The organism is Arthrobacter globiformis, from assembly GCF_030815865.1.
Classification (GTDB): Bacteria; Actinomycetota; Actinomycetes; order Actinomycetales; family Micrococcaceae; genus Arthrobacter; species Arthrobacter globiformis_B.
In genome coordinates this window covers 2,823,961-2,849,107 of record NZ_JAUSXI010000001.1, presented here as the reverse complement: position 1 = coordinate 2,849,107, position 25,147 = coordinate 2,823,961, and the positions used below count along the sequence as shown (strand labels likewise).

Here is a 25,147-nt window from a genome sequence, read left to right as displayed (position 1 = left end):
TTAGTCAGACTACGGCGTGGTAGCTGGTCAGGATGTAGTCCGCAGCCGCAGGGCCCTTCATGCGCAGTTTGTATCTGGGATGGATGCGGTGTCTCATCGCTCCCCAGAAGATGTGCTCCGACTCTCGCGGGGTTTGGGATACGTAGCACCAGCTGGTGTACAGCCCGTAGAAGGCATCCCTGTCAAGAGTCGAGTCCGACTCCGGGTCACGGTAGGTTGCTTCCCGGAGGAACTGGTCGAACTGTGAATGTGCCATGGTGGCTCTTTTCACTACGGTGCGCGTGTCCGCCGTTCGGCTACAGCGGCCTCAAGCTCAATGCCGTGCACGGGACGTTGAGCGGAACTGCGGGAGTATCGGGGGTTCTTCCACCGGCAGGCTAAACAATGGTGAGACCAGGATGAGCCTGGCGCAGCACCACTAGGTGCCGCGCCAGGATCTCTCAGTTTCCGGCCGGGGCCGGAAAGCGCGGATTAGGCGTTGTTGCGGTGAACGCGGTTGCCGGCCTTCGCCAGGCCGCGGGAGACCATCAGGCCGACGGTGAGCCAAGTGATGTACTGCATGGCGTCATTGGCGTTGAAGACGTCTACACCGTTTTCGCTTGCATTGTCCCCCACCACTGCGGCGGTGATGATCGTGGCGATGACCGCGGCTACGTAAACGGCGAACTCGAGGGTCCGGGTCGAAACCTTGATGTCGTTGGCATTGCGCACAGTGGTGGAGTGTTCGTTCTGGGAGTGTGTAGTCATGTGGTTCTCCTTGAGGTGGTGTGAGCAGCCGTGGCGGCCTTGCAAACTTTGATCCCTCTTCTGAAACCATGTCGACAACTTCTCTACACTGTAGACTTTAGATGTAGACGAAATAATAAGCAAGCTTACGTATCTTTTGCATGGGTGGGCCTGACATGTCGACCAGGAACGGATCCGCCGATGGCCTCTCCCGAGAAATCCGACAACCTAAGAGGTGCCCGGAAGGTGCGCCTGAGCCGGGATCTCGTGCTTTCCACCGCGCTGGCGCTCGTGGACGCGGAAGGACTGGACGCCCTGTCTATGCGTCGTTTGGGGCAGGAGCTCGATCGGGATCCGATGAGCCTTTACCGTTATGCAGCCAACCGTGCAGCCCTGCTGGACGGTGTCACTGAAATGGTGCTGAACGAACTGGCCATTTTTCCTGATGACCCGGATTGGCAGGCGCAGTTGCGCCGCATTGCCCACGACCTCCGGCTCTTGGCGCTGCGGCACCCCAATGTCGTCCCGCTGCTGGTTACCCGGCCGCTGTCTACTCCCTTGGGTATGCGTCCGCTGGGGACTCTGCGTCCATTGGAACAGATCCTGGCTTTGTTAATTGAGGCAGGCTTCACGCCGGCAGACGCCCTGCATGTTTACCGCGCGTATTACGGGTTTCTCTACGGACACCTCCTGAACGAACTCCAGGAATACATTGTGGACCCGGAGGAAAACGAAGCCATCCTGCGCCTGGGCCTGCACCGCCTTCCGGCCAAAGACTTTCCCCACCTTCGCGCCCTGGGCTCGGTCCTGGCCGACTACGACGGCGCCGCCGAACTCGACCAAGGACTCACCATCCTTCTTTCAGGCCTCGCAACACAACTCTCCCCGACCCACCACCACTCCGACGGTGACGCACCCCTGGAGCAAACCGGAGGGCCGCGGTGACTGTTCGCGCGAGGCCTTTCTGGAACCCGACGAAGGATGTGGGCGCGTCGGCGCCTGGGTGGTCGTGGCACGCTGTCATCCTGGCTGCGTGTCGGCGACGGCCCGAGAGTCTAGTCCTCCAGGTCGAAATCGGGATCGAGGTCTTCGAGGCACCCAGTTCCCGCCAGGTGGACCCGCCCCGGGCAGCACCCAGGGTCACGGCGATGGGCGTCCGGTCCACGGTGATCAGCTGGTCCAGGTCCAGGCCGGTTAGCTTCGCGATGTCCCTGATCGGGGCCTGGAACGTCCGGAACGGGCTCAGCGGCGGGACGTCCTCAACAGCTCCCGGCCGCGGCACGTCCGGCATGTTGGCTAGTTGTGGGGTCTGGTCCACCTCGTAGCCGGTGGCCGCCAGTCCGCCCTGGTGGATGAAGGCGGCGACCTTGAAGAAGCGCAGCGGGATGTCCACGCCCCGGTACACCGGATCGAGATCGCTGAAGATCGGACCGGTAAAAACCACGACCCGGCTGCGGTACTGGGCCGCCTGAGGGGCCGCGTTGGTGTAATGGAAGGTGTCCTCGTTGGCCCGCTCGGCCTCTGCGATGGTGTCGCCCCAGACGGCCGATGAGCGACGGACCAGGTGGCCACGGTCGAGGTCGTTCGCGGCGTATACGCGCTCCCACGTCTGCTGGTCCGCGGGAAGCCGGGGATCCAGCCGCCAGCTAATCCCCGGACCGGTCCAGGTCCATGAGCTTCTCGCCATCGATCCCCACACCGGTGACCGCGGCCAGACGTTTGTCCAGGCGCATCAGCATCGAGAAGTGCGTATACGGCAGCAGCGCGGTCTTCGTACCGGCGGCGAGGGCCGGTAAGGGCAGATGCTGGCCCGGGAAGTTCTCGTCTAGGCCTTCCCGGCCGGCATAGTTCGTCGCCCTAGTGCCGGGAGTCGCGGTCAGGTCTGCCAGCAGTTCCTTCATGGGGCGGACCTTGCCAGCACCAGGTGACCACCACCGGAACGGGCCCTGCCGAGAGTGGTGTGCCGCATTGCCCGGATAGGTCACTATTCGGGCTGGACACCAACGCTCAGCATTCTTACCTTTAAGCCGTGACCGTGATGCGCCTCTCGTGCCAACCCGATCGGCACGACCGGCGCGGTCCATAGGGCCCGAGCAACACGCACACGGAGAGCGCCATGAACGACAGCACGTGAAACATCCACAGTTGGAGCCGTCATAGCTCCATCGTCCTCCCGGGCACCCACAGGATTGCGGGTACAGCGCGGAGTGTCTTCCAAATGATGCATCCTGATCGGCACGGTGATTGTCGAGGTGCATCACGCCTGCTCCGCGTCAGCCTCCCCGTCGTCCTTGAGTTCGCCGGCAGCGACGCACTCAGCGGTGCGCCGGTAGGCTTCGGCGATATAGTCCTCGAGGTCGTTGGCCCCGATGCGCCAGATGGCCCGGCCGCCGACCTGGATGGCGCGAAGCTCACCGCTCCTGATCAGTGACCGGATGAGGCTTTGCTTCACGTTCAGCTCTTCAGCTGCCTGGTCGATAGTCAGGAATCGGGTTTTCTTGGGTTTATCGGACACCTGACCATCCTATGCGCGGGTGCGCTCTCATCGGGCGCTCTGGAGAATGCTTGGAGGGCGACAGACCACTGCTGCACCGTGTCGACACAACCGAGACCGGAAGAGTTTTAGCCGCCCTTCTGGTGCTTTCAATGCCGAGCCGTAAGACTTGCTCCAGCATACGAGTAGTGTTCGCTGGCGCAGGCGAAACGGGAGGGGCTCGCATGAGAGCAGCTGTCCAGATCACCGCTATCGCCTGTTTACTGCTCGCGGTCTCGTTCTCCGCAGCCGGCGTTGTCACATCCCTTCGGCAACAGAAGCTGGCGCCACGGGAAGCACAGGCCGCTACCCCCCGTTTTCGGTTCGCGATGCTGGCCGGGGCCGTGTTCGGCCTCATGGGAGCCGTCTTGATCTTCAGCACCCTTCACTGAGGACTACCCGCGGCAAAAGAGAGTCCCAAGGCGGCCGCGGGTTGCTAATCATGGTCGCGCCGCGAAATCCTGATCAGCCACCGCCGCCCGTAATGCTGGTCTTGATGTTCTCCAAGACTGCCCGGTCCTCATCGTTGGGCTCGGTACGGACGATGGCGAGCGTCTGCACCATGTGGCCCAGGTCGACCGAAGTGATCGTGAAAGTTTCCGTGCTGACTGTCAGACTGCCCTTGTACTGGGGGTCCTCCAGATTCGTCAGCGCAGCAGTCAGCACGCCGGGTTCCTCCACCAGAGACCGGCTGACGTCCAGCTGCCAGTCATCATCCTCCCGGCCCAGGAATGTCGAATACCGCGGCAGCACGAGGGACCACGGAGGTGTACGGGGTGGCGTGCCCCTGCCAGGGCCTTCCTCGACAAGACCTGATTCCAGCTCAACACGCGTGCCCCACGGAGCCATGAGGAAGCGGCCGGCACCGTCGTTGCTGACCTCCCAGAAACCGCCCGGGAAGTACCGGAAAGAGCCCGTCTCGCCCTCCGGCCCGGAAGCGCTCCTGAACCTCGTGGCGAAGTCCCCGGCGGCAAACCCCGGGTCGGCGCGGGCCAGGAGTCCGATCAGCTGCTGATGGTTCGGTGTCATAGAGCTCAGGCCAGCTTCCTAGCTGCATCGGCGGGTTAGCACGGGGTGCGCCTAGTCGAAGCGCACGGCGTTCCACTCAAGGATTCGTGGAGCGGCGAGCCCCTCGAGAATGAACGGATCACCGGCGATAAAGCGCTCAGCATCCTCGCGCGAGGTGAGGATCGCCATCGACGCACCGGCCGGATCCATTGTTTGGAACCGGCCCAGCGCGAGGAGCCCGCCGCCACCTGCGTGGAACGCTTCATAGTAGGCCTTGTGGCGCGGGTACCTTTCAAGAACGCGCGGCAGATCGATGCCTTCGCTGAGGCTATACATCACGACGAATTCCATGTGGCCGCCTCCTGCCCGCCGCTCCACCTGACGATGCCGAGACTGTATCAGTTGAAGCACCACTACTCTATGGCTATGGCCACAGGGGCGGGCAAGGACGGCAACAAGTACGAGTGGCAATCCTGGCCGCCGGACTCGCTCGAGGGCATGCCGTCGAAACGGAGGCGCCTGGTTCGCTGGACGGTGTTCTTCTGGTTCATCCTGCTGAGCGGAATGTTGGGATCCGGCGCTGAGGCGGCGGGCATTGGGCAGCCGTGGCGTTCACTGCTCGTGGCCGGCGTGCTGGCCGCCATCTTCGGTCCCCTGATCCGCGGAGCTGTCCTGGAGATGGAGACCAGACAGCTTCGCGCTGAATCCCAATGCGGTCCTGGCCGGCTTTCTCTGGGTCCTCTTCGCCGTTACCGTGGCTATCGGCCAGCCAGTGGTCCCACTGCTGCCGATGGCGGCCACCATCTGGCTGGCATACCTAATCCGGCGGTGGAAGGCTGGCCCGGTGATGGCAGGGCTTTCTAACCAAACGTAGCAACGGGAAGACGATGGCGCCGATTCGGCCGGTAACCGTTGGACCATCGTCTACCGGCCGCCTAGGACAGTGAACCAGTCACGTCGGAGTGCGCCGGGCTGTCCAGACGCCAGAGCTCGTTTCGCGATGTGCGATTATCCGAGGCTCTCGAACACCATCGTTGCCTGGATGCGGTCACCGCCGCCGATTCCCTTGCTCCCGCTGCTGGAGGTGGTTATGGTGTGGAGTCGGTAGCCCTTGGCGGCCTGATCATTGATGGCCTTCTCCAGGGAGGTCAGGTTGCCCGAACCGGTTCCCCACAGTTTCTCTTTGAGGATCACCTGCACGACGACATACTGCATGACACGGCTTCCTTCCGTTGCTGGTCAATTGGGAGCAATGCTACTCGATGCGGCGGGGTGCTCCTCCGGGCGTGATCGACGGCGCCTCAAGGGTTTCGACCGCGCGCGGTGTCAAGGTCACGCCAGCGACACTGAACAAGACGGCGTCACGATCCGCGCCGAGCAGATCGGCCCACACACCAACATGTACTTGCGCGGCTCGCCGCATCCCGGCCAGCACTTTGGCATCGCGAGGCACGATGAGGTTGTTCTTCGTGCCAACCCGTTAGCCGGTCCTCCAGGCGACACCCTTGGGCCACTCCTCTGGCGCAAGTTTCGCGGGTGAATACTGCCCTCCCCGTGAGCGTATGCCTTGCCCGAGAAACTGCCCGGTGGTGGTGTCTCAAGGGCTACACTGGCGCAGGTCCGGGCGCATATTCTGTGGATCAGCTGTACCCGATCCGGAAGGAAGCTCATGCCCGATCCCTCACGTCCCTTACGCAGGCTTGGATTCCTCACTATTGGCCTGTTCGATCCGGCGGGTCCCGCCGCGGGCCATGAATCCACGTTGCAGATCATTGAACTTGGCGAGCGGCTTGGATACGACAGCGCCTGGCTACGCCACCGTCATCTGCAGTTCGGAATCTCCTCCCCCATTGCGATGATGGCGGCTGCCAGCCAGCGCACCTCCCGGATTGAGCTTGGAACGGCCGTGACCCCGCTGGGCTGGGAAAACCCATTGCGCCTGGCCGAGGACCTGGCCACCGTGGATCTGCTCGCCGGGGGACGAATCAATCCGGGGCTGAGCGTGGGGGAACCGATGCACTACGACACCGTGAAGCACGAGCTGTACCCGGATTCCTCGGAGTTGGAGGACTTCGGCTACGCCCGCGTGGATCGGCTTGCCCGTCTGATCGCAGGGGAACCGGTGCGGGACTTTTCCGGCAGGCAAGGTGTGGTCGAGGAATTCTCCAACCGTGTCGAGCCGCACTCTCCCGGGCTGCGGGACCGCCTTTGGTATGGGGCGGCCAGCAGGAAGTCGGCCGTCCGGGCCGGGGCAAACGGCTTCAATCTGCTCTCCAGCAGTGTGGTCTTCCCCGAAACGAATCAGGAACCGGACTTTGCCCGCATTCAGCAATCGCAGATCCGTGCCTTCCGTGAAGCCGCCGCAACGTCAACCCGGGCGCGTGGACCGGCCCGGGTCTCGCAGGGCCTGGTGGTGATCCCGACCGATTCAGCGTCGCGGGGCCACCGGGAGAAGTACCAGCGGTACGTCGATGAACGCACTCCCCGCACACGGGCGCCGCAGGGGCCAAAGGGCATGCTGTTCGCCCCGGATCTCATCGGCACCAGCGATGAAATCGCCGAGCAACTGTACGCACACGCTGGATTCCAGGAAGTCGATGAGGTGGCCTTCGCACTGCCCTTCAGCTTCGACCAGGAGGATTACGTCCAGATCCTTAGCGACATCGCCGGCACATTAGGTCCCGCGCTCGGATGGACTCCGGCTGAGGCTGGGCGAGTCCGGCAGTAGGCGGGACCGCCTGCGACCATCAATGCGTTGGGTACTCCTGACGCGGCGGCTGCGGCGCTGCCGGAGCAGCCCGGCTGCGCCCCACGCCACAAATGACCTCGGCCAACTAACACCGTCAGCACTGCACCGCTTCTCGCGACGCGCCAGGCACCGCCAACGCATGGACGTAAGTCGCTATCTACGAGCGCGAAGGCTACGGCACAATTTTCCAGGACCACCACGCCGGGGACAGGCCTCTTTCTAGCCACGTCCGACCGTCGGTTGACGAAGGGCTCGTTTCGGCCAGCGGGTGCTCCGGCGTCCAACCATTCCGTCGTCATCCATCAGGCTAGCGATGAACAGACATGAAAGACCAGCCAGGCAGCAGGTACCTCGCTTCGGGACATCGTGGGAAAAATTCATGGCGTTATGTAGTAGACGCCGGAGGTACCCATAAACAGGTATCGACGGAAAATCCTCGAACCAGGAAGGAAAAGCGGTGAGCTTCATGAGCTACATGTAGGGCGATATTGGCTCACCGTTGGGCACGGTAACCCGTGTCAGACCGCTTTTGGATATCCGGCGGAACCGACTCCCAACCGGTAGGCCACGAGTCATGTCGCACTCGCCCGGACCGACCATGAAGTAGCAGGAAGACACCACGAACCGAGGAGGAGCCCGGTGAACAACCAACGACGCAGAAGAGAAATCCACGTCAGATTTTTCTCAGGTCATGTTGCCCGAGCCCCGGGTGTGGACAATGTCCACACCCGGTTTTTTGCCAGTTTGTGACACTCTCGAGTGGAGAGCCCCAGTCCACGCGGGTGCACGTCCTGACTGCCGCCGCCCTTCTTTCCGCCCGCTGTCACCGAGCTCCGGCGGGATGGCCGGGAGTGCCCAGCAGCCTGAATCCACCACGGACGCACGGGGCCACGTCTCGGGCTCGGATCCAGCAAGAATCAACATGGCGCTTCACCTCCTTCTGGCATCTCATGAACGAAAGAACGGAAACGTGCATGACAAAGCGGCAGCCCACGGTTCACCGATCTCCGAGGGCGCAGCGGCAGTGCAGTTGCCCGGCATCGACTTGCTCGGCCCGCGCCCATGTGTGTAGCAAATCAGCCCAATATTTACATTTAGGCGCTGACATGTCATGGATTGGGCTTGAATTGTTCCTGGTGCTCAACATTCGACGAGGCCGCCCGCGCCTAGGCTCGCCGGATACTTTATTGCGCTGCTCAAGTCTCTACGAGTCCCGGTACGATCCGCCGAGTTGGCGCTGGGCGCCTGACCACTCCCAGAATCAGGCAGCAGGCCCGGTACACCGTTAGCCTCGAGGGTGAGTGTGTTGAAGGCGGCGCGGTGATGTTTTCGGCCCTCGTTTAGCTGCCAACCGCCTACATTTGGCTGTGTGCTGCCACGGCTGGGTCCGCACCGGCACGGGCGTCTGACTCCAGAGCCGTTATTTCGGCCACCTCGGCCGGGGTGAGCGTGAGACTCACGGCTGCCAGGTTTTCCCGCATGCGGGTCGAATCTGCAGACTTCGGGATGACGATTGTGCCTTGTGCGAGGTGCCATCCCAGCACTATCTGGGCCGGGCTGGCCCCGTACTTAGCCGCCAGCGACTTCAGTGTGGCTGCCTTGAGGTCCGCGCCCTGGCCCAGGGGACTGTACGCTTCCACGGCGATGCCCAGGGAGCGGCTCTTCGCGGACAGTTCCTGCTGCTGGAATGTGGGGTGGATTTCGATCTGGTTGACGGCCGGCACAACGTCCGACAACGCGAGGAGCGTGTCCAGGTGGTCCGTTAGGAAGTTGGAGACGCCGATGGCTCGGATCTGGCTGTTGGCGTAGAGCTTTTCCATTTGCTTCCATGCCTCGGTGAAGAGTCCCTGGGACGGCACGGGCCAGTGGATCAGGTAGAGGTCCACGTAGTCGACCCCTAGGGCGTGGCGGCTGTTATGGAACGCTTCGTTTGCTTTGCCCTGCTCGCCGTTGCGCAGCTTCGTGGTGATGAAGAGTTCCTCCCGGGGGATCCCCGACGCGGCAATTGCGGCTCCGACGCCGGCCTCGTTCCGGTACGCGGCGGCCGTGTCAATGTGGCGGTAGCCGGCTTCGAGGGCATCCTCGACAATGCGTTGGGTTTCTTCCGGCGGGACCTGGAACACGCCGAATCCGAGTTGCGGGATCTGGACGCCATTGTTGAGGGTGACGGTGGGAACAGCGGTTTCTTGTGTCTGGGCCATCATCGATTCTTCCGTTGGGTTGGGTTGGGTTGGTTGGTTTGGTGCAGTCGGAGCGCAGCCGAAAATTCGGCACGAAACGGCTTGGCTCCGGCTAAGCCAAAGACAGTCCGACGGCCGAACCGTCGATGAAATCCGACGCCGCCGGCGACGGCGGCGGGGACCTCACGGCCGTGTGGCAGCCTCTGGCGGCGGGGCTGGCTCAATGGCCCAGGCAGCGCGGTGTAAAACGCTTGCCAGCCAGCCCCGCAGACGATCCCGCCGTCTCGGTACAAGACGGGTACGGCGCACCCACGCAAAACGTGTATTCGGCAACGCAATGCCGCTGTCGTGTTTCATGGAATGGATGACCATGAAAGCCATCCCTAGCGAATTATCCATAATCATCTTCTTGTCGTTCAAGGTCCTTCGAACCAGTCGGCAATAACTGTCAACACGTCCCAAGCACCGGTCATAGGGGACGATTTCCAGATCGAATCGAGGAGTTTGCGTGGTTGGCTTGGTTTCCTTCGAGCCCGCAAGCGTACGGGTAGCGAAAGTTCCCATCGAGAGGTTTGAACACGATCCTACGCACGTGAGGAACTGATATCAGCAGGTTTTCCTCACCCTGCGATTCCTAGGACTGGGAGTCCTACCTTCGGCGTGGAAAGCCAGGGGCCAGGCACGGCAGAATGGATCACATGGGTCAGAGCGCCGAGTTTGGAAAATTCCTCAAGGCCATGAGGTCACGTCTGAGGCCGGAGAACGCAGGGCTCGCCTCGAGTTCCGCCGGCCGTCGGGTCCCCGGGCTTCGGCGCGAGGAGGTTGCACGGCTGGCTGACGTCAGTACGGACTACTACACGCGGCTGGAACAAGGCCGCAACATCCATCCCTCCCGTGCCGTGCTGGAGTCGGTGGCCCGGGCCCTGCGCCTGGACCCCGGCGAACAGGCGCACATGATCGACCTCATAGAGAATTGCGCGAACACCCGGCGTCCTCCGATTCCGCGGCAGACAGTGCGGCCCGAGCTGCACCAGCTCCTGGATGCCGTTGGTAACGTGCCCGCTCTGGTACTGGGCCGCCGCAGCGATGTGCTGGCCGGGAACCGCCTGGCTTTTCTCTTGCTCGCCGACTTCCCTGCCATGCCGGCGGCGGAGAGGAACCTGACGCGGTGGATCTTCCTCGATCCGCTCGCACGCGACCTCTTCCGGGACTGGCCGTCCATAGCGTCGGAGGCTGCTGGCTCACTGCGCGTGGATATTGGTCGGCATCCGAACGACGCCCAAGCCAACCAACTCGTCGGCGAACTCGCGGTATGCAGCGAGCAATTCCGGCAGTGGTGGGCCGGGCACCGGGTGGCTACGGGCTCCGCGGGAAGTATCCGGCTCCGCCACCCGGTCGTCGGAGACCTGGAACTGAACTCTGAAGACCTCACACCGCGTGACGACCCTGATCAGGTGCTTCGCGTGTATTCAGCGAAACCAGGTTCGCCATCTGCCGACTCGCTCACAATGCTCGGCAGCTTGGGAGCAGAAGAAATGGCGGTCACGGACACGTCGCGATCACCGGAAAACGAAGACGCCTCCGGGGCCGCCAGCGCCACCTGACCTGGGACCACCAGCCATCCGGTAGCGTCCAGCCCCTCAGCGCGATTCTGATGCCGGCACCCCCCGATAACCGGAAAACCCATCCTTCGTGCAGGCGGCCGGAGCAGAGGCTGCGCTGGCAGAACGGGCTGGCAACTGGGAGCTCTTGGCCGCAGCGCTTTTCTCCAAGGCAGCGGGATCCGCTGGACGCTCAACTCTTGCCCACCGGGCAACCGTCATCGGTGGAACAAGTCACTTTGGTGGAGCGGGCGCGGGCCACTAAGAACGGCAGTGGGACCCCCTGCTCCTCCCGATCCAGAACGCGCTTATCCTCCTGGGCATTTCTGCCTACTGCAGCAAGCAGCCAGCAGAGTAATCATCTTGGAGCTGTCGCTCCGAACATGTGGCACAGAAAACCGAACTGACCGGCAAACAACAAACAGCGCGCCGTTGCGGCGCGCACATCAAACAAGGAGCAACAATCGTGAAAGTAGTAATCACCGGCGCCCACGGTAAAGTCGGCCGCGCTGCAACCCAGGCGCTTCTGGATGCAGGCCACAATGTTCTCGCGGTGGATCTTACGCGACCCGGGTTCGACCGTCCCGAAGAAGGAACGGCCAGCTACCAACAGGCCGACCTCACAGATGCCGGCCAGGCATACGCCGTCGTGCGTCACGCAGACGCCGTAGTGCACGCCGCCGCGATTCCGGAGCCCACCGGGAACCCCGCCCAGGTCGTCTTCCAAACAAACCTCATGGCGACCTTCAACATCCTTGAGGCCTCGATCAGGTTCGGCATTAAGCGTTTCGTTAACATCTCGAGCGAGACCGTTCCCGGCTTCTTCTTCCCCGAACGCGACTTCCTGCCGGACTACGCTCCCGTCGATGAAGAACACCCCATCCGCCCACAAGATCCCTACGCACTCTCGAAGCACTTTGGCGAGCAGCTAATGGACGCCGCAGTCCGGCGCTCGGACATCCGCTGCATCTCGCTACGCCCAAGCTGGGTTCAGAACGAAAGCAACTACGAGCAGAATCTCGGCCCCCAGGTTCGCGACGCCTCAGTCCTCAGCCCCAACCTGTGGAGCTACGTCGACGCCTACGACCTTGCCGACTCAATCGTGCTGGCAACAGAATCTGAGCTACCCGGACACGAGGTCTTCTACATTGCCTCCCCGGATAACGTCGGAGGACGGAACTTCGGCGAAATCCTCAACACCTACTACGGTGACAAGATCGAACTCCGCTCCACAGCACGCCCGGACGCCTCGGGAATCTCCAGCGCCAAAGCCCAGCGCATGCTCGGATGGACGCCGAAACGGTCTTGGCGGGACTACCTCGATGTCGACGGCAAAGCCCTTCCCCACAAGTAAAAGCAGTCCCCCAACCGCGGAAGACGCTGATAAGACCCAGAAAATTCCACCGATCAAAGAGCAAGAGGCAACCAGCGGGAGTAGCAACAGCACCAGGAAGAGACAACTGTCATGAGTGATATCTGCATGCCGGCACACAGACTCGACAGTGGAACCGTCAGGAGGGCGCTGGCGCACTCATGGACATCGCCGTGTACTTGCTGACCTGGGCGCCTGCCGTGCCGTCCAGCCCCAGACCGCACCGCCACCTCCCACCGGAAGAGGGACGGCGTCGACGCCGAGACCGCCATGACGCTCCTGTACGCCTTCGGGGCCCAGGCGCAACTGATGACGTCACTGATTACGGTCTCCACACATTTACCACCGGTTCGGGAGAGTCCCGGGTGGAGAAGTTCACCCCTGCGGCCGCGGCTCCACCTATCAACTGCGTCAGGCACTCTCCCCGTCCAGCACGGCCTGACGGAGAGCCCCACCATGCCGCCCAGGGTCGACGCTGTTCACGATGACCGCTCTCGGGCACGAGATCAAGTGAACGCGTCACCGATTCCATCAGCAAACGCAGAAAAGCCGGAAAAGAACCTGGGTGACGGCCGACCACGCCGGGTCACCGACAACCAGATCCGAAGCGCCGTTCACCTGGTCGACGGCGGCGAGCCCGCTGCACAGGCTGCCTCGATCTGGGAAGGTCACGCGCAACCTCCCCGTCGTTCTTCGCTTTGCCCACGTGGGTCGCGACGGCGCCCCAGGCATGGAAGCTGACAAATGGTTCGGCGGTAGCGTCGCCAAGTTCGCGCCGAGCGATGTTGTCCATGCGCAGCCCGTTAGCCTGGGCGTCGATGTCCCGGTACTCCGCGGACATTGTCCGGCAGGGGCCGGGCAGCGGCGCCAGCGGCGTGGATCTGTTCGCGGACGGTGAGGTTCCCGTCGTGGTTCGCCGCCACAGCGGCGGGAACGTCGGCGAGGGTTCCCCCTCCCCTACGACGCGTAGGGGTGGTTTGCTTCCCGGCCATGGGAGGCAGCCGCGTAGGCCAGGGACTGCGAAAGGTGGAAGTGCTCAGGGTATGGGTGACGTAGCAGGTGATGCCCTGGGTGCGCTGGATGGTGGTGGCGGCCTAATTGACCACCCTATGGTCCCGAACGTAGGAGGGCGGGGGCTGATGGTGCAGCCGTGTGACCGGTGCCGGGCCGGTGACAGCGCCGTCGGGGTGGACGTCGCGGACATCCCACACGTCGCTGTTTTCACGAAGTCTTTGCCGCGGTTCATAACCAGCCGACGGCGTTTCCCCGTGTGGCAATGTTGTCCCCGGCCCGGGCGGTGAGCCCCTCCCGCGACACAGCCATGGGGCTGTCAGAGCCCTGGCTTGCGTTCACCAGCGGGGGTGGACAGCCTCGCGGAAGTAGTGGTCGTAGATCGAGTGCACGCCTTCGTCGAACTCCGGGCTGAGCACCGTGGCCGCGGCGGCGGCGTTGGCCCGGGCCTGCTCCACGGAACGGGCCCCGGGAATGACCGACGTGACGCCGTCTTGGGCGGCGACCCATGCGATGGCCGCCTGCGCGGTTCCCGAGCCCTCCGGCACCAGCTGTTCGAACTCGGCCACCGCCTTGATCCCCAGCTCGTAGTCCACTCCGGAGAAGGTTTCGCCGACGTCGAAGGCGTCGCCTGCGCGGTTGTAGTTGCGGTGGTCGTCCGCGGCGAAGACGGTGTCCTTGGTGTACTTGCCGGACAGCAGGCCGGAGGCGAGCGGAACCCGGGCGATGATGCCCACGCCGGCGGCCTTCGCAGCGGGGAGCACCTCCTCCAACGGCTTGAGCCGGAAGGCGTTCAGGATGATCTGCACGGAGGCGGTGCCGTCGTGGCGCAGGGCTTCGAGTGCTTCATCGGTCCGCTCCACGCTGACGCCGTAGTTACGAATGGCACCCTCGGCCACGAGGGTGTCCAGGGCGTCGTACACCTCGGCCCGGCTGTACACCGCGGTGGGCGGGCAGTGCAGCTGGACCAGATCCAGGGCATCGGTCCGCAGGTTGCGGCGCGAACGGTCCACCCACTCGCGGAAGTTGGCCAGGTTGTAGTTCTCCGGGCGCTGCTCCAGCCGGCGGCCCATCTTCGTGGCCACCGTGATGCCCGTGCCCGGGTTGTCGGCGAGGAACGCCCCGATGGCCTGTTCGCTGCGGCCGTCCCCGTAGACGTCCGCCGTGTCGAAGAAGGTCACGCCAGCCTCAGCAGACGCCGCGAGGATGGCCTGCGCCTGTGCCGGGTCAACGTTGCCCCAGTCCGCGCCGAGCTGCCAGGTTCCCAGTCCAACGACTGAAACGTTCCGTCCGGTCTTGCCTAAGATGCGCTGTTCCATCCCCCGACTATATGTGCTTTAGGTGTCCGCCTCAACTTATCCGCGGCGAGGCGCCCGTGCTTGCAGGACGAGCGACGCACCGCTTCCCATTCCGGCCCTAGCAAGGCGCGCGATGGCGAGGCTGAGACTTGCATCACGGCGCGATGCGGGATAAGTTTGGTACTACAACAATTACGCCGGTCTCGTTGCGAAGCCTTTCCAGGCCCGTCCCGTTCCTTGGCAGAAGACCAAGAAGTACGGCGACGATACATCCAGCTGTTGTCCTGTTCAGAGAAGAAAGAAACAACATGTCACTACGCAAATCCCTTGCGACCGTCGGTACGGTTGCGGCCTTGAGTCTCTCGCTCGCTGCCTGCGGCGGCAACGATGCGCCACAAGCAAGCGGCGGCGGAAAGGACTGCAATGTCGGCATTTCAATGCCGACGAGGAGTCTGGAGCGCTGGATCAATGACGGTGAGGGTCTTAAGTCAAAGTTGGCGTCTGCCGGTTGCACCGTTGATCTGCAGTACGCGGACAACAAGACGGACCAGCAGATCAGCCAGATCCAGAACCAGGTGGCTGGCGGGTCAAAGATTCTGGTCGTCGCCGCCATCGACGGCGCTGCCCTGGCACCCGTCCTCGCTGAGGCCAAACAACAGGATGCGACTGTCATCGCCTATGACCGTCTGATCAACGGCACCGAGGATGTTGACTACTACGCGACGTTTGACAACTACAAAGTGGGACAGCTCCAGGGCCAGTACGTTGAGGAGACCTTGAAGCTGAAGGACGGCAAGGGGCCCTTCAATCTTGAAGCGTTCGCGGGGAGCCCCGATGACAACAACGCGAAGTTCTTCTTTTCGGGCGCCTGGGATGTACTTTCCCCCTATATCCAGAAGGGCCAGTTGACGGTTCCGTCCGGAAAGGCTCCGAAATCCGCCGCTGAATGGGCGTCCATCGGCATTCAGGGCTGGGCCAGCGACAAGGCTCAGGCGGAAATGGACAACCGCCTGTCCTCTTTCTATGGCGGAGGAAAGAAAGTGGACGTCGTCCTCTCTCCGAACGACAGCCTTGCCATTGGAATCGAGGCATCCCTTAAATCGGCAGGTTACAAACCGGGCACGGCGTACCCGATCATCACTGGCCAGGACGCTGACAAAGCCAATGTCAAGGCCATCCTCGCAGGCGAGCAGTCGATGACCGTTTGGAAAGACACCCGCGCGCTGGGCGAGCAGGTCTTCAAGATGGTGAAGTCAATTGCAGACGGGCAGAAGCCCGAGGTGAATGACACGAAGACCTATGACAATGGTAAGAAGGTGGTTCCTTCCTATCTGCTGGTCCCCGAAGTCGTCACCAAGGACGCAGTCAAGTCGAAGCTCATTGATTCAGGCTTCCTCAAGTCATCCGATGTCGGTCTCTGACCTAGAACCCATTCCAGGGTGCCCCGGCCGTCTCTCGGTCAGGGCACCCTGACATCCGGAAAATTGAGACCACAACGAAGGGAAGTAACCGTGAATGTGCCCATCCTGAGGATGCTGGACATCACCAAAGACTTCAGTGGGGTAAGGGCGCTGGACGGGGTTTCGCTCGAGGTTGCCCGGGGCGAAGTCCATGCGATCTGTGGAGAAAACGGCGCAGGCAAATCGACGTTGATGAAGGTTCTATCCGGCGTCTACGGACACGGAACCTACGGCGGCGTCATCGAGTTTGAAGCGGAAGAGGCCAGCTTCAGATCGATCAACGACAGCGAGGCCAAGGGAATCGTGATCATTCATCAGGAACTTGCGCTCAGCCCCTACCTGTCAATCGCAGAGAACATTTTCCTCGGCAATGAACGCGCGCGAAACGGAGTCGTGGACTGGAACAAGACGAACCTGGAGGCATCGGCTCTCCTTGCGCGGGTAGGCCTTAGGGAAAGCCCTGCCACGCGGGTGCTTGAACTCGGGGTCGGGAAACAGCAGCTGGTGGAGATCGCCAAAGCACTGTCCAAGAGAGTGAAGCTGCTCATCCTCGATGAACCGACCGCAGCCCTGAACGACGAAGATTCCAAGCACTTGCTCAATCTCCTGGAACACCTGCGTGAACAGGGAGTGACCAGCATCATCATTTCCCACAAATTGAAAGAAATACGCAGCATTGCTGACCGGGTCACCATCATCCGGGACGGAAAGTCGATTGAGACAATTGACATGCACGGTCCAGATGCCACCGAAGGCCGCATCATCCGGTCAATGGTGGGCAGGGAATTGACCAGCATGTTCCCGCCGAGGAAGGCCGAAATCGGCGAAGAGATATTCCGCGTCGAAAACTGGACGGTTCATCATCCCGTCGATCACACCCGGCGCGTCGTGGACGACGCAACCTTCCACGTTCGGGCAGGAGAAATCGTCGGCTTCGCGGGGCTGATGGGGGCCGGCCGAACGGAGCTGGCGATGAGTATCTTTGGGCGGCTGTACGGAACAAACATCTCCGGGACGGTTTTCAAGCACGGAAAGCCGATCGACGTCCGCACCGTGGAAGCGGCAATATCGAACGGCCTCGCGTACGCCACGGAGGACCGGAAACGGTATGGACTGAATCTGATCGGAAACATCACCGTGAATGTCTCAGCTGCCGCCTTGTCCAAGCTGGCACGGTGGGGGGTTATCGACCGCCACAGGGAGTACAAGGTCGCAGAGTCATACCGGGAACGAATGAACATCAAGGCACCCGGGGTCGACGCCATAACCGGAAAACTGTCCGGCGGGAACCAGCAAAAAGTTGTCCTGAGCAAATGGATCTTTTCCGGGCCGGACATCCTCATCCTCGACGAACCCACCCGGGGCATCGACGTCGGCGCCAAATACGAAATCTACGGCATCATCAACGAACTAGCAGCACAAGGAAAAGCTGTCATCGTCATCTCCTCGGAACTTCCGGAACTACTGGGCCTTTCGGACCGGATCTACGCCATCTCCGAAGGCCGCATCACCGGCGAAGTTCCACGCGAAGAGGCGGACCAGGAAGTGCTGATGCACTACATGACTGCTGGAAAGGACTAACCATGAGTACCGACACCACCCTCAGGCCCACGCCCAAGGCCCCCCCGCGAAAAGCCGCAGTCAATCTTCGCCAGTACGGACTCCTGGCCGCATTGGTCATCATCGTCGCCTTGTTCCAGTTCCTGACCAACGGTCGGCTCCTCCTGCCGGGCAACGTGAACAACCTCATCCAACAAAATGCCTACGTCCTGATCCTGGCCATCGGAATGGTCATCGTTATCATCGCCGGGCACATCGACCTGTCCGTAGGCTCAGTGGTGGCAATGGTTGGCGCCGTGACCGCCATTGCCATGAACAACTGGGGCCTGCCCTGGTGGGCCGCGGTAATCCTCGGCCTGCTTCTGGGAGCAGTGATCGGTGCCTGGCAGGGGTTCTGGATCGCCTTCGTGGAGATACCCGCCTTCATTGTTACCCTTGCCGGTATGCTGCTGTTCCGCGGACTGACCCTAGTCCTGCTGACCGGCGGAACCATCAGCGGACTGCCCGCACCGTTTACCGCCATTGGCGCCGGCTGGCTGCCACCAGTCTTTGGGGAGCTCGCAAAGCGGGACACTCTCACCCTTCTGATCGGGATAGTCGCGTCTGCAGCCCTCGTGCTCCAACTTCTGCGTACCCGGAAGACCCTCCAACGCCTTGACCTGCCGAGAGAGCCTCTCCCATCATTCAGCATTAAGGCGGCTGGAGCCGTCGTCGGGATCATGGCATTGACCTGGCTGCTCGCCGGCTACAACGGCACCCCGATCATCCTGGTTATCCTGGCCGCCCTCATTCTGGCGTACACATTTGTCTTGAACCGCACTGTTTTCGGTCGCCACATCTATGCAATGGGCGGCAACCTCTTCGCGGCAGAGATGTCAGGAGTCAAGACAAAATGGGTCAACTTCCTGATCTTCGTCAACATCGGAGTCCTCTCGGGATTGGCAGGCGTTGTCAGTACTGCCAGAGCAGGCGGCGCTGTAGCCTCTGCCGGGCAAAACTATGAGCTGGATGCCATCGCAGCCGTCTTTATTGGCGGTGCCGCAGTCCAGGGTGGAATAGGAACGGTCGTCGGCGCGGTCATCGGAGGCCTCGTTATGGGTGTGCTTAATATGGGTCTATCGATTCTCTCCGTCGACGCAGCCTGGCAAATGGCTATCAAGGGTCTCGTGCTTCTCCTGGCCGTCGCGTTCGATATTTTCAACAAGCGCCGATCAGGGGGAAGATGAGCAGCGACTACAACTAATTTCGAGAGGCAGAGGCATAGGGTGACGGCTTCACACCTGACCAAGCTGGACGGTGCGCAAAGAACCAGCGCGAAACCGCTCCAGAACGCGGACGCCGCCATCCGGGGCAACAATCTGGCGTTGATTTTGAGCCTGCTCCACAGAGGGGGACCCCTATCGCGTGCCCACCTGACAAAGCGGACAGGGTTGAACCGGTCAACCATCAGCGCTCTTGTCGCCGAGCTCGGCGACCTGGGACTGGCCTATGAAACAGAACCGCCTGCCATAGGGCGTGTCGGACGGCCCAGCCCCCTTGTTCATCCAAACGAGAACATTGCCGCCCTGGCCATCAACCCGGACGTGGATGCCGTGACCGTCGGCCTTATCGGCCTCGGCGGCCGGGTTCATCGAAGGATCCGCTATGAGGCCGCCACCCAGCCTTCCGTCGCGGAGACAGTGAACATCAGCCGGGCAATTATCGAAGGAATGCAAGCCGACCTGGAGTCCATGGACCGGATTACCGGAGTCGGGGTGGCCGTTCCAGGACTGGTCAGGTCCTCCGACGGGCAGATACTCCTGGCCCCCCACCTCCAATGGACCGACGAGCCACTGTCGGCTTCCCTGGAGCAAGCCTTGGGCCGCCCCGTGCGTGCCGGGAATGACGCCACTCTGGCATCCCTCGCAGAAAGCATTTACGGGGCCGCCGTCGGGTTCTCGGATGTGGTGTACCTAAACGGCAGTGCCAGCGGCATCGGCGGCGGAGTCATCTCCGGAGCCAAGCCTTTGCGCGGTTCCGCAGGTTTTGCCGGCGAACTCGGCCATACTCTGGTGCGAACCAACGGGGAGACATGCCATTGCGGACGGAACGGGTGCTTGGACGCCGAAGTTCGCCTCGAACGGTTGCTCGTTCCGCTCGGCCTTGTCCGGGCAGACCAGGACGAGCTGGAGAGGGCAATTGCCGAGCATCCGTCCCCGGAACTGGCAGAGGAAGCTGAAAGGCAGATCGACCTCCTTGCCGTGGCTCTGACGAATTTCGTGAACATTTTCAACCCCGAGATAATCGTGCTCGGCGGTTTTCTGGGATCAATCTTCGCCCTAAACCCCGAGCGCCTTATTTCGGCGGTGGCAAAGGACACTATTGGGGGACTGGGAGCGGCCGTCAAGATCGAAAGGGCGGTCCTCGGATCCGAGTTGCTGTTGGTTGGCGCGGCGGAACTGGCATTTGCCCGGCTTCTCTCTGACCCGGCCGGGACAGCATAGGGCTTCCATGCGTGATCCCGCGCAACCGACTGCCGGTCCAACTGCCTCGCACACGACAGCAAGAGCTCCGGCGGTGTAAGCGTAGGTGCGGCCCAAGAACCAGAACCACCGGCCGCACCATTGCAATGGCGTCGTACCGAGCCTGGGCAGGCGATCGTCAACCGTGCCCTCCCACTCCGCACCTCCGCTCAGCCGCTCTGTGCTGGACCGCCGTCGGCTCCCGCGTTGCGGCAGGAGAGTCACGAGGAGACTTTAACCGTCCCGGAGTCCTGATCGCGCGGCCCAAGCCCGGCCCTGCACGCTCAACCGCCGACCACACCGGCCAGGGCCATTTCCAAATCACATGGATGATAAATGCTTCACTGACAAGAGTGCGATCCCACCCGACCCAGACGGCAATTCGTCGTTGGCCGAGGTCACGGCCAGTGCTGCTGGAAAGTTGAGCAGGTAGACCGCGAGCCGGACAAAAGGAAGAACTGATGCCCGAGGTAAACGACTGGCGCATGCTGGTGGGGCGTACCGTCGAGCTGCGACTCGACGGCCGCTACGTTCGCACGGCCGAGGTGGAAGACGCTACAGCCGACGACTCGATCATTTGGCTGCGCTTTGACGGGAACGACGGCAGGAAGCTGATCAGCAATACCGAGGGCTATGAGATCTGGTCGATCCCTTGAATCAACCGGGAATGCGTTCACGTGACCTTTACGTCCTCAGGCGGAAATCCAGGGACCGGCTCTGCCTTACACGGCGTCACCGCTGGCTCGACTCAGAACCTGACCCAGTGCCGTGAGAGCGGCCCTGACCACCGCTGCGAAGTGTTGCTGACCGCTCGGTGCCCGGAACAGGTGCCTGTCACGCTCACGTAGCCGGGCCATTCATTCCTTTGCTCGTCGCGACGCTGCAGCCGGAACGGACTTGTTTCCCTGGTTGGCTGGCGAAAGGAATTTCAAGCGACCGGAACGTCCGGCATCCGCTCCCAGGCGCACGGCGAGTCCGGTGGTGAGGAGCATGACCTCGACGATTGGAAGTGACCGGATGCCGACGCCGTCCAGCAGGACCCCACCCAGGAGCGCCCCACCGCCAATCCCCACGTTGAAGGCCGTCGTCTGTATCGCTGCTGCAAGGTTTCGCATTCGGAATGACGCGGTGTGGAGCATGCGCGTCTGCAGCATCGCCGGGAGGCCGCCGAACGCGACCCCCCAAAGGACAAATACCCCGACGACGAGGACGGGGTTTGCCGAAACCAGTGCGAGCACGAGAACGGACGCCATCACCGCGAGCACAGCCAGAGCGAAACCACGCTTCGGGAATCGGTCGGCGGCAAAACCTGCGAGCACGAGGCCGATAGCTCCGGAGCCGCCGAACAGGAAGAGTAGGAAGGCGACCGACGGCGGGGGGAAATGAGCTACTTGGATGAGCCACGGAGCGATATACGTGTAGAAGGTGTTCTGCCCTGCGATGATGATGACGATGACGCCGCACACAACGATAACCCCGCGAAGGCTAGGGTCTTTGTGGAGCGGCAGGGGCGACTCCCCCGTCTGGAGCGTTACCTGGTGGTTCACCGGCGGGAGGAATCTGACAACAACGACCGCGATGATAAGCACGATGCCCCCGAGAACTGCGAACGCAGCCCGCCACCCGAGCGCGTGCCCGAGAGTTGTGCCCGCGGGTACGCCGAGCACGAAGGCCGCTGATCCTCCGGCCGCGGTAATTGCAACGGCGCGGCCTAGTTGGTGTTTTGGCACGAGATGGGCGGAGTAGGCGGCGACAACCGCCCAGAACAGGCCGTGCGCCAGGCCGCCGAGAACGCGGGCGCAGACGAGTATCCCGTAGCTCGGGGCGAAGGCAGCGAGGACGTTTGCCAGCGCAATGACGATTAATACCACGACGATTAGGGCCTTGCGCGGGTAACGCTTCGTAAGCACCGCGAGTGGGGTGGTGGCGATAACTACCGTGCCGGCGAAGATGGTTACAAGTGATCCTGCAGTGGAGAGTCCTACGCCCATGTCGTGTGCCATGGCGGGGAGGAGCCCGGTCGGCAGGAACTCGCTGGTGACCGAGACGAAGATCGCAGATGCGAGCGACAGCAGGCCTATCCACGGAAACATCGTGGCTACGGGAGTGTCAGGGGTGTGCGTGGACACGGGGAACCAATCCAATTCTCTTGGTGTGTGAGCCGCTGGCGGGGCAGGCTTGCTGCCCGTCCGGCATATGGACGGGGTGGGCGGTTGGGGGCGCCGTCAGTGACGCGCTTTCTCGGAAAGCGGCACCGTCAAAAGCATCACTGATATCTTTCGTGCCCCGTGGCAAAGGTCGCCCCGCCCCGGCTCCGGCCCGATCCAACCTGAGGATCTGAAACATGCCCGCTTCATTGAGCTGCTCAGGCCCGCCGCTTAGTCTTCAGCCCGTCCAGTTCAAACCGGCTGCGCTGCTCTCGGAGGTTCCCTGGCTTCCCGCGTGGACCCCCGAGAGCGGAACAGCCGCCGGTCCTTCTCCTGCCACCGTGTCATAGACTCGTGGCGGAAGGCAGACATCCGCTCAGGACCGCCCGGCCTGTCGTTGTTTTACGCTTCCCGAGTGGCGGGCGATGAATTTTTCGTCTGCTCGGGGTCCCGTTCGGCGAGGGAGCCGACGGCGGCGTCAATCTTCTTCAGGACGTCCGGTTCAAGGCGCACACCGGCGGCGGCGGCGCTGTCGGCGACCTGTTCGGGCCGGGAGGCCCCGACGATGGCCGAGGCAACGTTCGGGTTCTGCAACACCCAGGCCACCGCCAGCTGGGGCATGGTCAGCCCGGCATCCTCCGCGAGCGGCCGGAGCTCCTGCACCGCGGCCAACACGTTGTCCCGCATCCAGCGCTGGATCATCCTGGCACCGCCCTTGTCATCGGTGGCGCGGCTGCCCTCCGGCAGCGGCTGGCCGGGCAGGTACTTGCCGCTCAACACGCCCTGCGCCATGGGTGACCAGACGATCTGGGAGACGCCCAGTTCCTCCGACGCCGGAACCACTTCCTCCTCGATGACCCGCCACAGCATGGAGTACTGCGGCTGGTTGGAGATCAGCTGGAAGCCCAGTTCCTTGGCAAGGGCGTGGCCGTTGCAGAGCTGCTCGGCGGTCCACTCGCTGACCCCGATGTACAGGGCCTTTCCCTGCCGGACGATGTCCGCGAACGCGTGCATGGTTTCTTCCAGAGGAGTTTCGTAGTCATAGCGGTGCGCCTGGTAGAGGTCCACATAGTCCGTCTGCAGCCGGCTGAGGGACCCGTCGATGGATTCCATGATGTGCTTGCGGGACAGGCCGAGGTCGTTCTTTCCCTTGGGGCCGGTGGGACCGAACACCTTCGTGAAGATCTCAATGGACTGCCGGCGTTCACCCTTGAGCGCTTCGCCCAGAACGGTTTCCGCGGCGGTGTTGGCGTAGACGTCCGCCGTGTCGAACGTGCTGATGCCGGCGTCAAGCGCCGCCCGCACGCACTGGATGGCGACGTCGTTCTCCACCTGGGAGCCATGCGTGAGCCAGTTGCCGAACGTGATTTCCGAAATCTTGAAGCCGCTGTTTCCGAGGTATCTGAATTCCATTTTGTTCCTTACTTTCTAGATTGTTTTACGTTGCGGGCAGTGCTCCGAGCGCCCTCCGCAGCCTCTGTTTGTCCCCGCACCCGATGCAAGAGAACGCCGGTTCGGGAAATCTTCAATCAGGTGGAACCCGCTCGGATGGCCATGCCATGAGCGGTCGCAAAGACAACAATCGCCTTGTGCTTAAGTTGCTGTGAGCACAGCTGACGTCCTCATTGGCCACCAGTTCGCCGACCCGAGGATCTGCCTTGGAATCACTCCACCGTGTTCACAAACTCCGTGAGGACCGCAGGCTTAGGCTTGAAGAGCTTCAGCCCAGAGGTTGATGTCGGACTCGACCGCGAATTCGTCAATCCGCTGTAGCTCAGCATCGGTGAACTCCGCGCCTGAAGCTGCCGCCAGATTGTCTTCCAGTTGCCGGACGCTGCTGGCGCCAATGAGGGCCGATGTGACCGGTATCCCCTTGTTCTGGCGGCGGAGCACCCAGGTGATGGCCATTTGGGCGAGCGTCTGTCCACGCTGCGCCGCGATATCGTTCAGGCCCCGGATTCGGGCCAGGTTTTCCGGAGAGAGGTGGCTGTTTGCCAGCGACTTGCCCGCGGCCGCTCGGGAGTCGTCGGGGACGCCGCCCAGGTAGCGTGTGGTCAGCAGTCCTTGTGCAAGGGGCGAGAAGGCTATCGCGCCTGCGCCCACGCGTTCGAGGGCCTGGAACAGGTTGGGGTCACCGTTCTCAGTCCACCGGTTGAGCATCGAGTACGAGGGCTGGTGAATCAGCAGTGGCGTGCCGAGGTCCGCCAGGATTTTGGCGGCTTCGAGGGTCTTTTCCGGAGAGTATGAGGAGATACCCGCGTAAAGGGCCCGGCCGGAGCGGACCGCTGTGTCGAGTGCGCCCATGGTTTCCTCCAGGGGCGTGTCCGGGTCGGGGCGGTGGCTGTAGAAGATGTCCACGTAGTCCAGTCCCATGCGTTCCAGTGACTGGTCCAGGCTGGCGAGCAGGTATTTCCTGGATCCCCATTCCCCATAGGGCCCGGGCCACATGCGGTATCCGGCCTTGCTGGAGATGATGAGTTCATCGCGGTAAGGCTTGAAGTCCTCGGCGAGGTGCCGGCCGAAATTCGTTTCGGCGCTGCCACTGGGCGGACCGTAGTTGTTGGCGAGGTCGAAGTGGGTGACGCCAAGGTCGAATGCCCGGCGAAGGATGGCCCGTTGCGTTTCGAACGGTTTGTCGTCGCCGAAGTTATGCCAGAGGCCCAGCGAAACGGCTGGAAGTTTCAGCCCGCTCCGCCCGACCCTGCGGTACGGCATGGAATCGTAGCGGTCCTGGTCGGGAGTGTAGGTCATCGGCTATGTTTCCTTCGGGTGGTGTTCTGCTCTTGCTGTTCGTGTTCGTCGATTCGCCGGTGTGGGTGGCGTCGGCGTTCTCCTGCTGAAGCTTCAAGTCCAGGCCGTGGACCGCCCTTCCCGCCCATGTCCGGCCTGCCCTTCGCGATTCCCCAGCGCCATGACCTCGGCCCTGTTCGGCCCAGGAAATCAGCCGAAGAAGCCAACACTGTGCGAAGGAGAGCCGGCCAGTTGCCCACGGTGCTGGCCG

Annotated in this window: 25 protein-coding genes; 11 read left to right on the top strand and 14 right to left on the bottom strand. The window is 62.4% G+C overall.

Going from position 1 to position 25,147, the window contains the following annotated elements; genetic code table 11:
* Window positions 1-4 precede the first annotated feature (4 nt).
* Complete coding sequence (locus tag QFZ33_RS13065; RefSeq protein WP_307028070.1) at window positions 5-256, bottom strand: hypothetical protein; 252 nt, start codon at window positions 254-256, stop codon at window positions 5-7.
* A gap of 215 nt (window positions 257-471) precedes the next feature.
* A complete protein-coding gene (locus QFZ33_RS13060; protein ID WP_307028068.1) occupies window positions 472-747 on the bottom strand; it encodes a hypothetical protein in 276 nt (91 codons plus the stop codon).
* Between the two features lie 180 nt (window positions 748-927).
* Between QFZ33_RS13060 and QFZ33_RS13055 the strand changes: the two genes are divergently transcribed.
* Complete coding sequence (locus QFZ33_RS13055; protein ID WP_307028066.1) at window positions 928-1,671, top strand: TetR/AcrR family transcriptional regulator C-terminal domain-containing protein; 744 nt, start codon at window positions 928-930, stop codon at window positions 1,669-1,671.
* On the opposite strand, the gene QFZ33_RS13050 is transcribed toward QFZ33_RS13055, so the two are convergent.
* From QFZ33_RS13050 to QFZ33_RS13040, 3 genes are all read right to left on the bottom strand, one after another.
* Window positions 1,574-2,413: a DNA/RNA non-specific endonuclease gene (locus QFZ33_RS13050; RefSeq protein ID WP_307028064.1), complete on the bottom strand. Its 840-nt coding sequence runs from the start codon at window positions 2,411-2,413 to the stop codon at window positions 1,574-1,576. The genes QFZ33_RS13055 and QFZ33_RS13050 overlap by 98 nt on opposite strands.
* Window positions 2,373-2,627, bottom strand: coding sequence for a hypothetical protein (locus tag QFZ33_RS13045; protein WP_307028062.1), 255 nt, complete (start codon window positions 2,625-2,627; stop codon window positions 2,373-2,375). The genes QFZ33_RS13050 and QFZ33_RS13045 overlap by 41 nt, the downstream gene beginning before the upstream one ends.
* Before the next feature lie 356 nt (window positions 2,628-2,983).
* The gene (locus QFZ33_RS13040) at window positions 2,984-3,241 is read right to left on the bottom strand and encodes a helix-turn-helix domain-containing protein (RefSeq protein ID WP_307028060.1); all 258 of its coding nucleotides are present in this window, start codon (window positions 3,239-3,241) and stop codon (window positions 2,984-2,986) included.
* Window positions 3,242-3,444: 203 nt separating this feature from the next.
* Here QFZ33_RS13040 and QFZ33_RS13035 point away from each other — a divergent pair, with 203 nt between their 5' ends.
* Entirely contained in the window at window positions 3,445-3,651 is a 207-nt protein-coding gene (locus QFZ33_RS13035) for a hypothetical protein (protein WP_307028058.1), read from the top strand.
* A gap of 73 nt (window positions 3,652-3,724) precedes the next feature.
* Here the strand turns inward: QFZ33_RS13035 and QFZ33_RS13030 are convergent, their stop codons facing one another.
* The gene (locus QFZ33_RS13030) at window positions 3,725-4,288 is read right to left on the bottom strand and encodes a hypothetical protein (RefSeq protein ID WP_307028056.1); all 564 of its coding nucleotides are present in this window, start codon (window positions 4,286-4,288) and stop codon (window positions 3,725-3,727) included.
* A gap of 51 nt (window positions 4,289-4,339) precedes the next feature.
* Window positions 4,340-4,618, bottom strand: coding sequence for a hypothetical protein (locus QFZ33_RS13025; RefSeq protein WP_307028054.1), 279 nt, complete (start codon window positions 4,616-4,618; stop codon window positions 4,340-4,342).
* A 75-nt stretch (window positions 4,619-4,693) separates the two neighbouring features.
* Between QFZ33_RS13025 and QFZ33_RS13020 the strand changes: the two genes are divergently transcribed.
* Window positions 4,694-5,131 carry a hypothetical protein gene (locus QFZ33_RS13020; RefSeq protein ID WP_307028052.1) on the top strand — a complete coding sequence of 146 codons (438 nt, stop codon included), beginning with the start codon at window positions 4,694-4,696 and terminating at the stop codon, window positions 5,129-5,131.
* Between the two features lie 144 nt (window positions 5,132-5,275).
* On the opposite strand, the gene QFZ33_RS13015 is transcribed toward QFZ33_RS13020, so the two are convergent.
* Window positions 5,276-5,482: a DUF4177 domain-containing protein gene (locus QFZ33_RS13015; protein WP_307028051.1), complete on the bottom strand. Its 207-nt coding sequence runs from the start codon at window positions 5,480-5,482 to the stop codon at window positions 5,276-5,278.
* 454 nt (window positions 5,483-5,936) lie between these two features.
* On the opposite strand from QFZ33_RS13015, the gene QFZ33_RS13010 reads away from it, so the two are divergent.
* Window positions 5,937-6,995 carry an LLM class flavin-dependent oxidoreductase gene (locus QFZ33_RS13010; protein ID WP_307028049.1) on the top strand — a complete coding sequence of 353 codons (1,059 nt, stop codon included), beginning with the start codon at window positions 5,937-5,939 and terminating at the stop codon, window positions 6,993-6,995.
* 1,376 nt (window positions 6,996-8,371) lie between these two features.
* Here the strand turns inward: QFZ33_RS13010 and QFZ33_RS13005 are convergent.
* The gene (locus QFZ33_RS13005; RefSeq protein WP_307031801.1) at window positions 8,372-9,217 is read right to left on the bottom strand and encodes an aldo/keto reductase; all 846 of its coding nucleotides are present in this window, start codon (window positions 9,215-9,217) and stop codon (window positions 8,372-8,374) included.
* A 677-nt stretch (window positions 9,218-9,894) separates the two neighbouring features.
* Here QFZ33_RS13005 and QFZ33_RS13000 point away from each other — a divergent pair.
* Window positions 9,895-10,800, top strand: coding sequence for a helix-turn-helix transcriptional regulator (locus QFZ33_RS13000; RefSeq protein WP_307028047.1), 906 nt, complete (start codon window positions 9,895-9,897; stop codon window positions 10,798-10,800).
* Between the two features lie 463 nt (window positions 10,801-11,263).
* Window positions 11,264-12,151 (top strand): NAD-dependent epimerase/dehydratase family protein, encoded by an 888-nt coding sequence (locus QFZ33_RS12995; protein WP_307028045.1) that lies wholly within the window; start codon window positions 11,264-11,266, stop codon window positions 12,149-12,151.
* 821 nt (window positions 12,152-12,972) lie between these two features.
* On the opposite strand, the gene QFZ33_RS12990 is transcribed toward QFZ33_RS12995, so the two are convergent.
* Window positions 12,973-13,161 carry a hypothetical protein gene (locus QFZ33_RS12990; RefSeq protein WP_307028043.1) on the bottom strand — a complete coding sequence of 63 codons (189 nt, stop codon included), beginning with the start codon at window positions 13,159-13,161 and terminating at the stop codon, window positions 12,973-12,975.
* Between the two features lie 357 nt (window positions 13,162-13,518).
* Window positions 13,519-14,499, bottom strand: coding sequence for an aldo/keto reductase (locus QFZ33_RS12985; RefSeq protein ID WP_307028041.1), 981 nt, complete (start codon window positions 14,497-14,499; stop codon window positions 13,519-13,521).
* 287 nt (window positions 14,500-14,786) lie between these two features.
* Between QFZ33_RS12985 and chvE the strand changes: the two genes are divergently transcribed.
* From chvE to QFZ33_RS12960, 5 genes are all read left to right on the top strand, one after another.
* Window positions 14,787-15,899, top strand: coding sequence for a multiple monosaccharide ABC transporter substrate-binding protein (gene chvE, locus QFZ33_RS12980; protein ID WP_307028039.1), 1,113 nt, complete (start codon window positions 14,787-14,789; stop codon window positions 15,897-15,899).
* 111 nt (window positions 15,900-16,010) lie between these two features.
* Window positions 16,011-17,519 (top strand): multiple monosaccharide ABC transporter ATP-binding protein, encoded by a 1,509-nt coding sequence (gene mmsA / locus QFZ33_RS12975; RefSeq protein WP_373427349.1) that lies wholly within the window; start codon window positions 16,011-16,013, stop codon window positions 17,517-17,519.
* A 2-nt stretch (window positions 17,520-17,521) separates the two neighbouring features.
* Window positions 17,522-18,724, top strand: coding sequence for a multiple monosaccharide ABC transporter permease (gene mmsB / locus QFZ33_RS12970; protein ID WP_307028035.1), 1,203 nt, complete (start codon window positions 17,522-17,524; stop codon window positions 18,722-18,724).
* Between the two features lie 39 nt (window positions 18,725-18,763).
* The gene (locus tag QFZ33_RS12965; protein ID WP_373427273.1) at window positions 18,764-19,981 is read left to right on the top strand and encodes an ROK family transcriptional regulator; all 1,218 of its coding nucleotides are present in this window, start codon (window positions 18,764-18,766) and stop codon (window positions 19,979-19,981) included.
* A 479-nt stretch (window positions 19,982-20,460) separates the two neighbouring features.
* The gene (locus QFZ33_RS12960) at window positions 20,461-20,655 is read left to right on the top strand and encodes a hypothetical protein (protein ID WP_307028031.1); all 195 of its coding nucleotides are present in this window, start codon (window positions 20,461-20,463) and stop codon (window positions 20,653-20,655) included.
* A 201-nt stretch (window positions 20,656-20,856) separates the two neighbouring features.
* On the opposite strand, the gene QFZ33_RS12955 is transcribed toward QFZ33_RS12960, so the two are convergent.
* From QFZ33_RS12955 to mgrA, 3 genes are all read right to left on the bottom strand, one after another.
* Window positions 20,857-22,128 (bottom strand): MFS transporter, encoded by a 1,272-nt coding sequence (locus QFZ33_RS12955; RefSeq protein ID WP_307028030.1) that lies wholly within the window; start codon window positions 22,126-22,128, stop codon window positions 20,857-20,859.
* Between the two features lie 420 nt (window positions 22,129-22,548).
* Window positions 22,549-23,559 carry an aldo/keto reductase family protein gene (locus tag QFZ33_RS12950; RefSeq protein WP_307028029.1) on the bottom strand — a complete coding sequence of 337 codons (1,011 nt, stop codon included), beginning with the start codon at window positions 23,557-23,559 and terminating at the stop codon, window positions 22,549-22,551.
* A 291-nt stretch (window positions 23,560-23,850) separates the two neighbouring features.
* Window positions 23,851-24,897, bottom strand: coding sequence for an L-glyceraldehyde 3-phosphate reductase (mgrA, locus tag QFZ33_RS12945; protein ID WP_307028027.1), 1,047 nt, complete (start codon window positions 24,895-24,897; stop codon window positions 23,851-23,853).
* Window positions 24,898-25,147 lie beyond the last annotated feature (250 nt).